Source organism: Rhodanobacter sp. G2-10 (assembly GCF_055809185.1).
Genome location: NZ_CM147900.1, coordinates 2,169,705 through 2,185,846, shown reverse-complemented (window position 1 = coordinate 2,185,846; position 16,142 = coordinate 2,169,705). Strand labels below are relative to the sequence as shown.

Genomic DNA, 16,142 nt, shown 5'->3' with positions numbered 1-16,142 from the left:
CGCAAGCCGCTTTGGCATGGCCGCTCGCCCGTTATACTCAGGCGATGATGAGACTTTCCAGGGATGTTGCCGGCCCCTGTCTGGCGCCGCGCGGCAGCGTGATTGCGATCGGCGCATTCGACGGCCTGCATCGGGGGCACCAGGCGTTGCTGGCCCAGGTGGGCGAGCGCGCACGCGCGCTGGAATGCAGCCCCGTCGTGGTGAGTTTCGAGCCGCTGCCGCGTGCGTTCTTCTCGACCGAGCCGCTGCCACGTCTGTCCAGTGTGCGCGACAAGTTGCGCGGCTTTGCCGCGGCCGGCATGGAGCACGCCTTGCTGCTGCGCTTCAATCGGGCCTTGACGATGATGTCTGCCGAGGACTTCGTGCGGCGTGTGCTGGTGCAGCGGCTGGCAGCGCGCGAGGTTTGGGTCGGCGCGGATTTTCGCTTCGGCCACAAACGTGCCGGCGATGTGGCGCTGCTGGAACGGATGGGGGCGGAACTGGGCTTCACGGCCTGCACCATGCCGGAGATCCAGTTGCACGGAGCGCGCGTGTCGGCCAGCCGGGTGCGGGCGCTGCTGGCGGCAGGCGAGTTCGCCGGTGCCGAACCGCTGCTGGGTCGCCCTTTCGTCATCGACGGCAAGGTGGAGTACGGCAATCAGCTCGGTCGCACGTTGGGTTATCCCACGGCAAATATCCCTCTGCACAAACGGGTCAGCCCGGTGCACGGGATATTCGCGGTGCGCGTGGGCCTGGGCGAGAGCGAATGCAGCTGGCCGGGCGTGGCCAGCCTGGGCGTGCGCCCGACCGTGAACCAGGTCAGCCAGCCCTTGCTGGAAGTCCATCTGTTCGATTTCGAGGGCGACCTGTACGGCCAGCGCATGGCGGTGGAATTCGTGGCCAAGCTGCGCGATGAGAAGAAATTCGACGGACTGGACCCGTTGAAGGCGCAGATGGCGCTGGATTCGAGCATGGCGCGTGAGGTGCTGGGCATGAATCCGCGGCTGGCAGGGGCTTAACAGGTTTCGGGGGTAACGCAAAAATTCGGCGATGCGAGGACAAATTCCAGGCCATTCACGGGTCGATGAAGACTCCCCTGGCCGCATCAGCAAACGGCCGGGCGGCGGCAGGCCGCCACACCTCAAGTATTCCGGTACGTCCCCGTATCGTTTAACGTTGCACTCTTTGTCTGCCGATATTCGGTGGGCGCGTCAATTCAGGTAACGGCAACTGGCAATGACCCACGACTACAAGAGCACGATCAACCTGCCGCAGACGGATTTTCCGATGCGCGGCGACCTGCCCAAGCGCGAGCCGCAGTGGCTGGCGGAGTGGGAGCGGGTGGATCGGTATGCGCAGATCCAGCAGAAGACCGCGGGGCGCGACAGCGTTTTCGTGCTGCACGACGGTCCGCCCTATGCCAATGGCGCGATCCACATCGGTCATGCGGTCAACAAGATTCTCAAGGACGTCACGGTCAAGTCGAAGCTGCTGTCCGGTCATCGTGCGCCGTATGTACCGGGCTGGGATTGCCACGGTCTGCCGATCGAGATCGCGGTCGAGAAGAAGTTCGGCAAGCCCGGCGCCAAGCTCGATGCCGCGGAGTTTCGCCAGAAGTGTCGCGAATACGCGGCCGAGCAGGTCGACACGCAGCGCAACGACTTCAAGCGCCTGGGCGTGCTGGGCGACTGGCAGAAGCCGTATCGCACCATGGATTTCAGTTACGAGGCCGACATGTTGCGCGCGCTGGCGCGGATCGTGGCCAATGGCCATGTGATGCGTGGCGCCAAGCCGGTGTACTGGTGCTTCGACTGTGCGTCGGCACTGGCCGAGGCGGAAATCGAGTACGGCAACAAGGTCTCGCCGGCGGTTGACGTGGCCTACGATGCGGTCGATGGCAAGGCGCTGGCGGCAAAGTTCGGCGTGGATGCGGGCGACGCCATCGTCGCCATCCCGATCTGGACCACCACGCCGTGGACCCTGCCGGAAAGCCAGGCGGTGTCGCTGGGGCCGGACCTGGAATACGCGTTGATCGAAGGTCCGGCGCGCGACGGTCGCCGCGTGCTGTTGGTGGTCGCCAGCGCGTTGGCAGAGCAGGTGCGCGCACGCTATTCCGTTTCCCTCCAAGCGGGGGGCGCAACTGATTTCCTTCCCCCGCAAGCTGGGGGCGCAACTGATTTCCTTCCCCCGCAAGCGGGGGAAGGTGCCCAACGGGCGGATGGGGGCGCCCCGGCGCTGGGCCACGCACTCGGCCAGGCGCTGGAACACACCCGCCTGCGGCACCCCTTCTACGAGCGCGAAGTGTCCGTGATCCTCGGTGATCACGTTTCCGCCGAAGACGGTACCGGTGCGGTACACACCGCCCCCGACCACGGCGTCGAGGATTTCGTGGTCGGCAACCAGTACGGCATCGGCCTGCTCAACTATGTCGGTCCGCGCGGCGCCTATCGCGCCGACACCCCGCTTGCCGGCGACGTCGAGCTGGGCAACATGCATATCTGGAAGGCCAACGACGCGCTGGTCGACGTGTTGCGCGAGCGTGGCGTGCTGCTCGCGTTCGCGAAGATCGAACACAGCTATCCCAACTGCTGGCGCCACAAGACGCCGGTGATCTATCGCACCACGCCGCAGTGGTTCATCTCGATGGAGCAGGCGGATCTGCGCAAGACCGCGCTGGCCTCGATCAAGGACGTGCGCTGGGTGCCGGGCTGGGGTGAGGAACGCATTGCCGGCATGGTGGCGGGCCGTCCGGACTGGTGCATCTCGCGCCAACGCACCTGGGGCGTGCCGATCGCGCTGTTCGTGCACAAGGCCACGCAGGAACCGCACCCGGATTCCGTCGCGCTGCTCGAACAGGTCGCAAAGAGGGTGGAACAGGGCGGTATCGATGCGTGGTTCACGCTGGAGCCTGCCGAACTGCTCGGCGACCAGGCTGACGACTACGAGAAAGTCAGCGATGTGCTGGACGTGTGGTTCGATTCGGGCGTGACGCACTACGCCGTGATCGGCCAGCGCCCGGAACTGCAGCAGGGCGATGCGTCGGCCTACAAGGTGATGTACCTGGAAGGTTCCGACCAGCATCGCGGCTGGTTCCAGTCCTCGTTGCTGACCTCGTCCGCGATCCACGGTCGCGCACCCTACGACGACGTGCTGACGCACGGCTTCGCGGTGGATGCGAACGGCCGCAAGATGTCCAAGTCGCTGGGCAACGTGGTGGCGCCGCAGAAGGTGATGGATACGCTCGGCGCCGACGTGCTGCGCCTGTGGGTCACCTCGGCTGACTACCGCAACGAGATGTCCGTTTCCGACGAGATTCTCAAGCGCGTGTCCGATACCTACCGGCGCATCCGCAACACCGCGAAGTTCCTGCTCGGCAACCTGCACGGGTTTGATCCGGCCACGCAGCTGCTGCCGGTGGAAGACAGCTTGTTGCTCGACCAATGGGCCGTGCAGCAGGCACATGACGTGCAGCAGGCCGTCCTCGCAGCCTATGAACGCTACGACTTTCCCGAAGTGGTGGCGCGCATCCAGAACTTCTGCACCAACGAGCTGGGTGCGCTGTATCTGGACATCACCAAGGACCGGCTCTACACCATGCCGACGGACAGCCATGGCCGCCGCAGCGCGCAGAGCGCGATGTACCGCATCACCGAGGCGCTGGTGCGCTGGCTGGCGCCGGTGCTCAGCTTCACCGCCGAGGAAATCTGGCAGGCGATGCCGGGCGAGCGCGGCGAGAGCGTGTTGTTCGAGACCTGGTACGACGGCCTGGCATCTTGCCAGGGTTCGCCCGAACAGCGTCGCTACTGGGCCGACCTGCTGGCGATCCGCGACACTGCCTCGCGCGTGCTCGAAGGCATGCGCAAGGCGGACAAGATCGGCGCTGCGCTGGAGGCGAAGGTGGTCGTCCACGCCGACGACGCCTTGCGCGCGCGCTACGCGGAGAGTGCCGACGAGCTGCGCTTCTTCTTCATCACCTCCGAGCTGGATCTGGCACCGCTTGATCCGCGTTCCGACGATGTCGCCAGGGTCGAGCTGGACGGCGCCGAAGCCTGGGTCTCCGCCTCGGTCAGCGACGCGGCCAAGTGCGTGCGCTGCTGGCATCGACGCGATGACGTGGGTAGCCACCCGGGGCATCCGGAGCTGTGCGGTCGCTGCGTCGGCAATGTCGAGGGGCCGGGCGAAGATCGGCGCTGGTTCTGATGGGGTGTTTCGACGAGCCGGCGGGCAGAGCCCGCCCTGTCGCGAACGACGCTCTCGCAGGGCGGGCTCCGCCCGCCGCCTATCCGCGCTCCGCAACCATTGAACATTTCATCACCGAGCACCGCACGGCATGAACCCCAAGCCCAACGCACTGACCTGGCTGTCCCTGTCCGCCGTCGTCATCGTGCTCGACCAGCTCAGCAAATGGTGGGCGCTGCACGCATTGCAGCCTGCGGGCATGCCGCATGAGGTGATTCCCGGCTTCCTGAACTGGACGCTGGCGTTCAACCGCGGCGCCGCCTTCAGTTTTCTGGCCGATGGCGCAGGCTGGCAGCGCTGGTTCTTCGTCGTGCTGGCGGTGGTGATCAGTGCGGTGCTGGTGGTGTGGCTGGCGCGCACGCCGCGGCGCGACTGGCGCACCGCCGCGCCACTGGGCTTCATCATCGGCGGGGCGATCGGCAACCTGATCGACCGCCTGCATGCGGCCCAGGTCACCGACTTCATCCAGGTGTACTTCCGCCAGTGGAGCTATCCGGTGTTCAACCTGGCCGACTGCGCCATCACGGTGGGCGCTGTCATGCTGATCGCCTTCGGCCTGTTTGCCGGCAAGTCCGGGGATGGCGTGCGATAATGCGCCGCGTGGCATGTCGGCTGCGGAGGCATATCGTGAATCAACTTGATCTGATCAAGGAAGCGCTCAAGCTCGATGCGCGCGAGCGCGCGGACATGGCTGGTCGGCTGCTGGAAAGCCTGGACGACCTCTCTGCGGACGAGGTGGAGTGCCTTTGGCTGGATGAAGCGCAGCGCCGTGATGCGGCTGTTGAGGAGGGGAAGCTCTCTTCGGCTCCGGCACGACAGGTTATTGACGATTTGAAGGCAGCGTTTGGATGAGTTTGGTGGCTTCGTTCAATCGCCTCGCCGAGGCCGAGTTGCGCGAAGCGGTGCACTATTACGAATCGGAAGCGCCTGGTCTTGGGCGAAGGTTTCTGTCAGTCGTCGAAACCGTCCTGGCGGAGATATTGGAACATCCATTTGTCGGGTCGCCATTGCGCGGTGACGTCCGGCGCAGAAGCGCAGGGCGCTTTCCGTATCAACTGTTGTATCGGGTGGCTGGCGATGAGGTTCGAATCCTTGCCATCATGCACAAACGCCGGCGGCCCCTGTACTGGGCCGATCGCGGCTGAATGAGGTAGTCATGGACATCCTGCTCGCCAATCCCCGAGGTTTCTGCGCCGGCGTCGATCGCGCGATCGCGATCGTCGAGCGTGCGCTGGAATCCTACGGCGCGCCGATTTACGTGCGGCATGAGGTGGTGCACAACCGCTACGTGGTCGACAAGCTGCGCGCCGACGGCGCGGTGTTCGTCGAGGAGCTGCACGAAGTGCCCGATGGCGCCACGGTGATCTTCAGCGCGCACGGCGTGTCCCAGGCGGTGCGCGAGGAAGCGGAGCACCGCGATCTGAAAGTCTTCGACGCCACCTGTCCGCTGGTGACCAAGGTGCACATGGAAGTGGCTCGGCTGGGCCGGATCGGCCGCAGCGTGGTCTTGATCGGCCACGCCGGTCACCCGGAGGTCGAGGGCACCATGGGACAGTGGAATCCGGCCAATTCTGGCGAGATCCTGCTGGTCGAATCGCTGGAATCGGTCGAACGACTGCACCCGAAATTTCCCGATCTGCTGTCGTACGTCACCCAGACCACGCTGTCGGTCGACGACACCAAGGCGATCATCGACGCCTTGCGCGCGAAATATCCGGGCATCGAGGGTCCGCGCAAGGACGATATCTGCTACGCCACGCAAAACCGACAGGACGCGGTGCGCCGGCTTGCCGATGCGGTCGACCTGATGCTGGTGGTGGGTTCGGTCAACAGCTCCAATTCCAACCGCCTGCGCGAGCTGGCCGAAAAGCAGGGTGTGCGCTCGTTCCTGATCGACGGCGCCGAACATATCGAGCAAGGCTGGCTCGAGGGCGTCAAGCGCATCGGCCTGACCGCCGGTGCCTCCGCGCCCGACAAGCTCGTGCGTGAGGTGATCGCCCGCTTGCAGTCGTGGGGCGCGGGTGATGTGCATGAGCTCGACGGCGAACGGGAAACCATCACCTTTGCCCTGCCGAAGGAATTGCGCGTCGTGCCCGACAAGCCGTCCGTCAGCCTCTGATCAGCGCCTCGTCGGGCCGCCGACTCAAGCGCCAGCGAGCACGTAGGGCGGGTTCCGCCCGCCGCACCTTCAGGTCACACCAAGTCCTCGAATGCACGCGCCGGCCGCCACCGGCGCTGGCCAAACGAGAGCCGGCGGGCAGAGCCCGCCCTACGCGGCGGCGCCGGGCACGGCTTGGGAAACTTGGGCGCTGGTCGTAGGGCGGGCTATGCCCGCCGCAAGACCTCAGGCAACGCAACTGCTGGGGTTGCAGCGCCTCTCGCGGCGAGTGCCTTGCGCTGCCATGGCGTGCACCGTAAAATCATCGGCTCTTTGCCGGAATAGCTCAGTTGGTAGAGCGGCGCATTCGTAATGCGTAGGTCGTAGGTTCGATTCCTATTTCCGGCACCAGATACTTGCAATGACAACGGCCCGGTCCATCGACCGGGCCGTTGTCGTCTGTGGAGGGCTCAACCCGCTTCGGCGTCCAGCAGTGCCCATGCCACGCTCTTGCCGGCACGCATGGGTACACAGGTGGCGGTCCCGAGCGCGAAGTCGGCCGGTACCGTCCAGGGGCGCTTCTCCAGAATGAGGCGTCCGCTGTTTCGAGGCAGCCGATAAAAGTCCGGGCCATGAAAGCTTGCGAAGGCCTCCAGACGGTCCAGCTTGCCGGCTTGTTCGAAGGCTTCGGCATACAACTCGATGGCAGCATGGGCCGTGTACACGCCGGCGCAACCGCAGGCGGATTCTTTCGCTTGGCGTGGGTGCGGTGCACTGTCGGTGCCCAGGAAAAAGCGCGGATTGCCGCTGGTGGCTGCCTGCACCAGCGCGGCACGATGCGTTTCGCGCTTGAGGATCGGCAGGCAGTAGTGGTGAGGGTTGATGCCGCCTTCGAAGATCGCGTTGCGGTTCAGCAGGAGGTGATGAGCCGTGATGGTCGCCGCCAGGTTGGCGGGTCCGGCGCTCACGAAATCGACTGCGTCGCGTGTGGTGATGTGCTCCAGCACCATGCGCAGACCGGGAAAGCGCGCCTGCAGCGGCATCAGGTGACGCTCGATGAACACGCGTTCGCGGTCGAAGATGTCGATCGCCGGATCGGTCACTTCGCCATGCAGGAGCAGTGGCATATCCAGCCGTTCCATCGCTTCCAGCACCTTGTGCACGCGGGCAAGGTCGCGCACGCCGTCCTGCGAGTTGGTGGTGGCGCCAGCCGGGTAGTACTTGACGGCAAACACGCTGTCGCTGGCCTTGGCGCGCTCGATCTCCTCCACCGGCGTGGCTTCGGTGAGGTACAGCGTCATCAGCGGCTGAAAGCCGGTGTCTGGCGGCAGGCTGGCGAGGATGCGTTGGCGGTAGTCCTCCGCCTGCGCCACCGTCGTCACAGGGGGTTTCAGGTTTGGCATCACGATGGCGCGAGTAAATCGGCGAGCGGTATCGGTGACGACGGAAGCCAGCGTGTCCCCGTCGCGCAGGTGCACATGCCAGTCGTCGGGGCGGCAGATCTCCAGGCGCGCGGCGGTCATCGGACACCGCCTGTGTCGGGAAGGGCGGTTGCCCATGATCCGGTGCAAGGCCGGGGGACAAGTTGGCAAACAGGCATGCAGGGCTCCGGCGGGTGAGGGCGGCAGGGCGGTGTGCAACGACATGCGCGCCGATGTGTCGATCGGCTCCCAGCGTCGCGCGCCCGATCCGCCTATTATCGCCCGACAGCGGTGGTCGCGCTGCCAATACGTGATCGCGATCACTTTTTCGGTGTACTCGGCGCCGCTTGTCGGCGAATCACTACCGCTTGTCGGCTGGGGGCTGGTGCTGGCCGGCATGATGGGTAGAGTGCATGCAGGGGTATCAGGGAGAATTCCATGCAAGTCCTGTCGCGTCAGCGAGGCATCTCGTTGATTGAGGTGATGATGGCGGTGCTGATCTTCAGCATCGGCCTGATCGGTCTGGCCAGCCTGATGGTGATGGCCACGCGCTCCAACCATGCCGCCTACCTGCGTACCCAGGTGGTGTTCCTTGCCAACAGCATGGCGGGGCGGATGAGCGCGAACCCGGCCGCGGTGTGGACAGGCGACTACAACAGCACGGCTTATCCGGTTGCGGCAGGTACTGTCGGTTGCGCTTCGGGCTCGGCCTGCGATGCAGCGCAGCTGGCCACCCACGACCAGCGGCTGTGGAGCAATCAGTTGCGTGCATTCCTGCCGAACCCTGCGGCGACCATCGATTGCAGTGGCGTCGGCAGCGCGGGCTACGATCCCACCTCTCAACTGGCCATGCGGCCGCCCTACGGTGGTACCTGCAAGATGCAGATCACATGGAACGAGCAGCAGGCTGGCGACAAGAACAATCGGCAAAGTGCGTTGCAGACGTTTTCCTGGGAGTTCCAGCCGTGATGGCCTACCGCATGCTGCCGCGTCGTCAACGCGGCTTCACCTTGATCGAGTTGATGGTGGCAATGGTGCTCGGCCTGCTGGTGGCTGCCGGCATCGTCACCGTGTTCGCCTCGACCTCCAGCAGCAACAAGGCACAGAATCAGTTGGCGCAATTGCAGGAAGCCGGCCGTTTTGCGGTGACCCGGATCGGTACCGATTTGCGCATGGCCAATGGGCAGTACTGTTCCAATACGGGTGGTGTGGCCAAGGTGGGCGCCGGTGGCAACGCGCTTGACCACATCCGTGCGCCCAAGGTGTACGCGAAGCAACTGATCGGTGCCGTCGGGGCTGCCAGTGGTGCGTTGGGCGACGTCAGCACGGCCTGGAGCGCCGGCTCGTATCCATCCGCTCCCACCGCGCCGTATTCGATGCCCTCATTCCTGTTCATGCGCGGCTACGAATGCACGCTGACCGGGTGCACGCCAGTTGACCCGCACACGCCGATCAGCACCATCCCGGCGATGGGCACGGCGCTTGGCAACCGTGTGAAGGGAGCCGACGTGCTCACCGTGCGCTACGTCAATCCGTCCAGTGGGTGGGCCATCGGGGGCGCCGGCAGCAGCCTTGCAACCAGCGGCAGCGTCGGCACGGTGACGTCGATTACATTGAATCCGCAAACCGGCGAGCCGCCGCTGACCAATGCCACCAATGGTGATTTGTTCATGCTGGCCGACTGCTCCAATGCACAGATTTTCCCGGCCACGTTCGCCTCGCCCACGATCACCCCGGTGGCCAATACCACCAGCGGTTTCGGCACGGGCGCGGCCAACTTGCCGGTTGCCCAGCAGCCGGAATCGGTGCCCAAGGTCTTCGATGTCAATCGCGATTTCCAGACCGTTACTTACTACCTGCGCCTGGTCAGCGTGAACAACGATGGCAAGGCGCCATTTACCGGTGCGCTGGTGCGACGCGTCAACGGCGGCCTCAAGTCTGATGGTGTCACGCCGGCTCAACCAGGCGCGTCCGAGGATGAGCTGGTGCGCGGCGTGGAGCGGCTGGACTTCCGATATGGTGTGCAGGATGCCGACGGCAAGACCAGTTTTCTCACTGCCGCAGAAGTCGACGCATCCACCGATTGCCCGCCGGGCGAGCTGGATGCTGTCACCGGCACTGGCTGCTTGTGGCGGGGCATTCAGAGCATCGAGGTCAGCCTGTTGATGGATGGCCAGACCCCGCTTTACACGCTCACCGGCAACCAGCTCGATTACAGCTACAGCGCGGACGGCAGTGGCGTCAAACCCATCAGCGCGCATGCCATCACGCCCAGCGACCAGGGCTTCCCCGATCCGCTGCTTCGGCGCGAATTCAACGTGTTGATCCCTGTACGCAACTACAACCCCTGATGTCGTGGTGGTGCCGCTTGTGGGCACCGCCGCGCGATGAGTGACCGGAGCAAGCCATGTTCATCCCGCAAAGCCGTTCCACCATGCCAGCGAACACGCGCGCCCAGCGCGGCGCGGTACTGGTGGTGGCGCTGATCTTCCTGATCCTGCTGACGATTTTGGCGATCAGCGCTTCGGGACGCTCGTTGCTGCAGGAGCGCATGGCCGGTGGCTTGCACAACGCGCAGCAGGCAGAAATGAGTGCGCAGACGGCGCTGCGTGGTGCCGAATGGAAGCTGTGGACAAGCACCAGCAACATCACGGCGCCGCTCACTTGCGGGACCGGCATTTTTACCGACTGCTACATCTTTGACCCGGCCAATCCGATTACCAACGTGGTGAACTTTCGCACCCAGCAGGGTTGGGTCACGGCCGGATCAACCGAGTACAAGGGTTACAGCGGTACGGGTTACACCAGCACCACTACCGGGCACCTGGCCGACAACCCGCGCTACATCATTGAGGATCTGGGCGTCGAATTGCCCCCGGGAATCAGTGGTGGCCTGCATGAATCTGGCGTCACCGGCAGCACCGGCACCGGAACAGCCAGCACCAGTCGGCATATCTACCGTATTACCGCGCGCGCCACGGGTGGCAGCGCCAATACCGTACGCGTGATGGAAAGCACCTTCGCGGCCAAGAGCAATTGAGCCAGAGCACGATGAGTCGGAGTATCCAGGTCATGTTGAACCAGCGACTGTTGAAGTCCCGCCCGAGCCTGCTCGCCTGCGCGTTCGCGCTCACGCTTGCGGCCGGCATGTCAGTGCCGGTGCCGGCGCTCGCCGCGACGCCACTCAATATTGTGGAACTTAGCCCGACGCCTCCGAATGTGACCCAGGCCGTGCCACCGAACATCGTGGTGACGTTCGACGATTCCGGGTCCATGGCCAGTAACTACATGGGCGACCAGCGTCCGTTCGATGGCGGCAGTTGGAGTGGACCCTGGCGCTGTGCCGGCTTGATCGATCCTCGAGTCACGGCGTCCAACAACATCCTGTCCAAGGCCATGAACGGCGTGTACTACAACCCGAATGTGGTGTACACGCCGCCGGTCAATGCCGATGGAACGACGTTTCCGAATGCCGATGCGACATTGGCCGCGGTATCGCTGGACGGTATCGGCATCAACCGGCCGCTCAACCCGGTGACAGTCGACACCACCGCCTCGTATCGCAACAACCCCAGTGGCACCACAGATCCGACCGGCTTGACCGATCTGACCGGCGTGCTCACTTACACGCCGAAAACCGGTTACTACTACACCGGAACCGGTAGCTGGAGCACAAGCCAGAAACCCAGCTATTGGGTGAGTCAGGGCAGCTGGGCTTATGGCGCTTATCCTTCAGGCGGCAGTGGTTGGTACGCGACCAGCAACAGCAAGAGCAGCTACACCAGTGGCTCCTATCCCGCACCTACCGCGGGCACGGACAATCGCTGGAAGTGCGGTTACGGCAACTCACCGTTGGATGGCGTGAGCACTGATCCTGATGGCAACACCTATCCGAATGGTGGCCCGTACTACTATCGATACAAGTCCGGCGCTCCGACGATCACCGTCGACAGCTTCGGCAATCCGGATGCGGGCGGCCTGACCAATCTGTACACGGCCAGCAACTGGGAGGCGGTGGCCGTCCCCAACACGACCGTCACGATCGACGGGAAGTCGGTGAATCAGTGGCAGAACTTCGCCAACTGGTATGCGTATTACCGCACCCGCAACCTGATGACGCGTACGGCGCTGTCCCGTGTGTTCGGATCGCTCGGTTCGGCGACGAGTTCGGGGGGCTTTGGCAACAGCATCCGCATTGCATGGCAGAACATCAACGACGTCAATTTCAAGCTGCCCAGCAATGCCATCATCACCAGCCTGATTGATGCAGCCGGCTGTGCTTCGAGCACGGCCGACCCGAAAGTCATCCAGAGATCCGGCGCGGTCAAGGTCTCGCCGGATTGCTACCGTAGCGCGTTCTTCAACTGGATCTTCCAGGTCGATGCCAATGGTGGCACGCCCAACCGGGCATCGACCATCCGGGCTGGAAAGTTTTTCGAACGCGGTTACGGCAATACCGGCGGAACTGGCGATCTCCAAGATCCGTATTGGGACCCGCCCAAGGTTTCCGGCGCCGATGGCCTGGAGCTGGTGTGCCGGCAGAACTATCACATGCTGGTGACGGACGGTTACTGGAACGAAGGCGACCCGACGTTGCCCACGCCTTTCCAGACTTCGCAGTCCGCCGTCACGGGCAACTTGCCTGACGGTACCGTTTATTCAGCAAGCACAGCCGAGTCACAGGTGTACTGGGATGTGCAAGGCAGCACATACACGTCATCGCTGGCCAACATCGCTTTCAACTACTGGGCGACGAACCTGCGTCCTGATCTGTACAACCCGGGCAATGGCAAGATCGTTCCGCCCTACATGCCCGATACCACCACGGGCGTGGTGAGCGGCGCCACGTCGCCCGCGTTGGAGAAGTATTTCAATCCGCTGAACGACCCCGCCAACTGGCCGCATCTGGTTCAGTACATGGTGACCTTGGGCGTGCCCGGCAATCTGACCCACTCGGACGATGCTGATTGTACGGACCCGACCAATGACTTGTGCCTGCTTCGACGTGGACAGACCAATTCCAGCGGCAGCACGGGCTGGCCTCGACCGAGCAACAACAGCAAGGCTTCGATCGACGACACGTGGCACGCCGCGATCAACAGCCGCGGTGCCTATTTCAACGCCGCCAACCCGCAAAACCTGGTCGATCAGCTGACCAACATTCTCACCAACATCAGTGCGCGCAATGTGCCGGCGACGACGAGTGCCCTGAACACCAGTGTGCTGGTACAAGGTGCGCTGGGTTTCACGGCGGGTTACAGCTCGGGTGACTGGAGCGGCGTGTTCCAGGCGATTACAGCCAACGCCGATGGCACCGTGTCCGGCCTTCAGTGGGACGCGGGAGTCATTCTCACCGACGCCACCAAGACCCCGCCGACCAACCGCCAGATTCTCAGCTCCAAGGAAAAGGCCGACGGCAGTTTCGATGTAGGCACGCCGTTCCGTACCTTCGCCTCTGATCTGGACAACCTCACGGCAAGCACGGGCAGCACCTACCTCAGCGCGCAGGCCTTGCTCAGCGGCCTGCCTGCAAGCACCGGCAGTACCGATACCGGGCAGGCTCGAGTGGACTATCTGCGCGGCTCGCGTGCCCTGGAGGGCTCGACTTATCGCACACGCAGCAGCCTGCTCGGCGCCATCATCAACTCGCAGGCACTGTTTGTCGGTGCGCCGTCCAGTGGTTACCGCAACTACTGGCCGGCGGGTTCGCCCGAAGCGACGGCCATGCAGAACGACAGCACCACCTGTGTTCTGTCCGCGCCGACGCTGTCCACCTGTCACAGCTATGAGGCATTCGCCAGCATCTACAAGAATCGCGTGCCGGCGGTGTACGTGGGCGCGAATGACGGCATGCTGCATGCGTTCAATGCCCAGGTGGTCATGAATACGGCAACTCCACCCGTAGCGGTACCGGGCACGAACGCGGGCAAGGAAATGTTCGCCTACGTTCCGCGTACGGTCTATCCGGCATTGGGCAATCTGACGGCGAAGACGAATTTCAAGTTCGCCCCGACCGTAGATGCCACCCCGGTGACGCGCGACGTGTATTTCAGTACGGCCACCACCACGCCTGCGGTAACCAGCGAGGGTTGGCATACGATTCTTGTAGGTGGGCTGCGTCTTGGTGGTCGAGGCGTGTATGCGCTCGACATTACCGATCCGACCACAGTCACCGAGGCGAATGCGAACCAGAAGGTATTGTGGGAATTCAATTCGGATTCTCCGGCCGTGTCTGGCAAGGGTGACCCGGCCGATCTCGGCTACACGTTCGGCCAACCGAACATAGGCCGCCTGGCCAACGGCAAATGGGTGGTGCTGGTGCCGGGCGGGTATTTCCCCGACTGCAGCAAGTCCGATCGCCCGCCAAATTGCGTGACACTGGCGGCTGCTTCCAAGGGCTACAGCGCACTGTTCGTACTCGATGCGCAGACCGGTGCCCTGATTCGCGAGCTGAAGACGCTCACCACAATCAGCGGCGTCACCAGTGGTGGCTTGTCGTCGGTGGTGCTGGGTGACTACAACAACGACCAGATCGACGATGTGGCGTTTGCAGGCGACCTGCAGGGCAACCTGTGGCGCTTTGATCTGACCGATCCCAATCCGGCCAACTGGCAGGCGCATGTGACGCTCGCGTTCAAGCCGGCAACCCAGGGTGCGCAGCCGATCACGGTCATGCCGCGGCTGTTCCCGGATCCGGCCACCAATCGCTTTATCGTGGTGTTCGGTACCGGCAAGTACCTGGGCGCAGAGGACAACACCAGTACCAGTGCGTTGACCCAGTCGATCTACGGTATCCGCGACAAGCTGGATAGTGGCGGCACGCCGATCACTGCCGTGAAGTCCCAGCTCCAGAAGCAGACGCTTTACCAGGCCACCTCATCCAATGGTGTCAACACCGTTCGCGGCTTGACCGACAATACCCTGACTGCAACCCAGAATGGTTGGTATATCGACCTGGATCTGTCTGCTGCGCCGGGCGAGAGAGTGGTAGTGACGGCGGGCGCCTTGTTCAACACGAACCGCGCCATCATCACGACCTTGATCCCGGGTAGTCAGGATCCTTGCAGCGCAACGGTTGGTGGCGCGCTGATGGTGCTGAATGCCGCCAACGGCGGTTCCGGTGGCGGGTTGTCCGGGCCTGGTGGTCCCACCGGCGGCTGGGCATCGGGTGTGAGCACGGTCGGTGGACTGGTGAACAACCCGCCAACGGGCGGCTCGGTGCCGGTGGCCTCCGTGATCGGTGGTGGCAAGCTGCTGATTCCCGGCCTGCAGATGCAGGGCGGCGGCAACCTCAACATCGATGATGCAATCTGGCGTCGGCGTGGCTGGCGGGAGCTGAACAATGACCAGTGACGACAAACGGAGACAACGAACGATGGGACGTGTGCGTGGTTTCACCTTGCTGGAGTTGATGATCGTATTGGTGATCATCGCGATCCTTGCGGCCATCGCAATTCCGGCGTACAACCGCTACGCGTTCCGGGCGCATCGGGTGGACGGGCAGGAGCTGTTGCTGCGCGTTGCCAATGCACAGGAGCGCTATTACTCCACCAACAACGCATACGGCAGTCTCACTGACGTGGGCTATAACAATCCGACTTCGGAGAAGGGCTATTACACGGCGTCCGTCGCGTTTCCGGCCGGCAGCGCCTCGCAGGCGTTCGTGGCCACGGCCACGCCCGTAGGCGGCCAGGCTCAGGATGTATGCGGTCCGCTGACGATCGACAATGCGGGCAACAAGACGCCTGGCCCCGCCTCAGCCTCGTCCAACAGTAACGGCAGCTGCTGGTGAACGTCATGATCGGAATTCCCTCCCGTTCGCGCGGCTTCAGCCTGCTGGAATTGATGATCACGATCACCGTGATGGCGATCCTGCTGGCGATCGCCGTGCCCAGCTTCCGCGACGTTATCCATCGCAACCAGGTGAGTTCGGGCAGCAATGCCTTGCTGGCCAGCGTGAACTACGCCCGCAGCGAAGCGATCACGCGTGGCCAGCTGGTGTCGATGTGCCCCGGCGACAAGACATCCGGATGTACCTCGGGAGGCACGGTGTACGACCAGGGCTGGATCGTCTACACCTATCCGGCCGGCGCGGCTTCGGCGAACAAGGCTTATGCGGCCGCCAGCTCGATCCTGTTGCGCAGCACCGATCCGCAAACCAATGTGTCGATCCAGGCGAAGGACGGCACTATCGTCACCTTCGGCCAGCAAGGCCAGCTCAAACCCGCCACGCCACTGGTGTTTGCCACCTGCTACCGCAGTGGCAGCAGCGGTACCGGCACCATCACCACCAAGGTGCCGGGTGTCGAGCTGGACGTGAATGGGTCTGGCAGCGTGACCACCAAGGCGGCGACGACCTGCAGCCCCTGATCGCGGCAGGTGAGCGCTCGCAAGCATGTTGCTCG

Annotated in this window: 13 protein-coding genes and 1 tRNA gene; 13 read left to right on the top strand and 1 reads right to left on the bottom strand. The window is 63.7% G+C overall.

Annotation, left to right across the window (positions count from 1 at the left end; genetic code table 11):
* The first annotated feature begins 44 nt into the window (after positions 1-44).
* From AC0L58_RS09975 to AC0L58_RS09945, 7 genes are all read left to right on the top strand, one after another.
* Positions 45-998: a bifunctional riboflavin kinase/FAD synthetase gene (locus AC0L58_RS09975; protein ID WP_473682943.1), complete on the top strand. Its 954-nt coding sequence runs from the start codon at positions 45-47 to the stop codon at positions 996-998.
* 217 nt (positions 999-1,215) lie between these two features.
* Positions 1,216-4,179, top strand: a complete 2,964-nt coding sequence (locus tag AC0L58_RS09970; protein ID WP_473682941.1) for an isoleucine--tRNA ligase — start codon at positions 1,216-1,218, stop codon at positions 4,177-4,179.
* Between the two features lie 130 nt (positions 4,180-4,309).
* Entirely contained in the window at positions 4,310-4,810 is a 501-nt protein-coding gene (gene lspA, locus AC0L58_RS09965; RefSeq protein ID WP_473682939.1) for a signal peptidase II, read from the top strand.
* 35 nt (positions 4,811-4,845) lie between these two features.
* The gene (locus AC0L58_RS09960) at positions 4,846-5,070 is read left to right on the top strand and encodes an addiction module protein (protein ID WP_473682937.1); all 225 of its coding nucleotides are present in this window, start codon (positions 4,846-4,848) and stop codon (positions 5,068-5,070) included.
* Positions 5,067-5,363 carry a type II toxin-antitoxin system RelE/ParE family toxin gene (locus AC0L58_RS09955; RefSeq protein WP_473682935.1) on the top strand — a complete coding sequence of 99 codons (297 nt, stop codon included), beginning with the start codon at positions 5,067-5,069 and terminating at the stop codon, positions 5,361-5,363. The genes AC0L58_RS09960 and AC0L58_RS09955 overlap by 4 nt, the downstream gene beginning before the upstream one ends.
* Positions 5,364-5,374: 11 nt before the next feature.
* Positions 5,375-6,337, top strand: a complete 963-nt coding sequence (gene ispH / locus AC0L58_RS09950) for a 4-hydroxy-3-methylbut-2-enyl diphosphate reductase (protein ID WP_473682933.1) — start codon at positions 5,375-5,377, stop codon at positions 6,335-6,337.
* A gap of 314 nt (positions 6,338-6,651) precedes the next feature.
* Positions 6,652-6,727, top strand: a tRNA-Thr gene (locus AC0L58_RS09945).
* Between the two features lie 59 nt (positions 6,728-6,786).
* Here the strand turns inward: AC0L58_RS09945 and pyrC are convergent.
* Positions 6,787-7,839 (bottom strand): dihydroorotase, encoded by a 1,053-nt coding sequence (pyrC, locus tag AC0L58_RS09940; RefSeq protein ID WP_473682931.1) that lies wholly within the window; start codon positions 7,837-7,839, stop codon positions 6,787-6,789.
* A 336-nt stretch (positions 7,840-8,175) separates the two neighbouring features.
* Here pyrC and pilV point away from each other — a divergent pair, with 336 nt between their 5' ends.
* Genes pilV through AC0L58_RS09910 form a run of 6 tightly spaced genes read left to right on the top strand, consistent with a single transcriptional unit; the run spans position 8,176 to position 16,107 of the window.
* Entirely contained in the window at positions 8,176-8,706 is a 531-nt protein-coding gene (gene pilV, locus AC0L58_RS09935; protein WP_473682929.1) for a type IV pilus modification protein PilV, read from the top strand.
* On the top strand, positions 8,706-10,088 hold the full coding sequence (locus AC0L58_RS09930; protein ID WP_473688684.1) for a prepilin-type N-terminal cleavage/methylation domain-containing protein: 1,383 nt from the start codon (positions 8,706-8,708) through the stop codon (positions 10,086-10,088). The genes pilV and AC0L58_RS09930 overlap by 1 nt, the downstream gene beginning before the upstream one ends.
* A gap of 56 nt (positions 10,089-10,144) precedes the next feature.
* Entirely contained in the window at positions 10,145-10,777 is a 633-nt protein-coding gene (locus AC0L58_RS09925; protein ID WP_473682927.1) for a pilus assembly PilX family protein, read from the top strand.
* Between the two features lie 11 nt (positions 10,778-10,788).
* Positions 10,789-15,090 carry a PilC/PilY family type IV pilus protein gene (locus tag AC0L58_RS09920; RefSeq protein WP_473682925.1) on the top strand — a complete coding sequence of 1,434 codons (4,302 nt, stop codon included), beginning with the start codon at positions 10,789-10,791 and terminating at the stop codon, positions 15,088-15,090.
* Complete coding sequence (locus AC0L58_RS09915) at positions 15,080-15,529, top strand: type IV pilin protein (protein WP_473682923.1); 450 nt, start codon at positions 15,080-15,082, stop codon at positions 15,527-15,529. Before AC0L58_RS09920 ends, AC0L58_RS09915 begins: the two co-directional genes overlap by 11 nt.
* A 5-nt stretch (positions 15,530-15,534) precedes the next feature.
* Entirely contained in the window at positions 15,535-16,107 is a 573-nt protein-coding gene (locus tag AC0L58_RS09910) for a GspH/FimT family pseudopilin (RefSeq protein WP_473682921.1), read from the top strand.
* Positions 16,108-16,142: the final 35 nt, after the last annotated feature.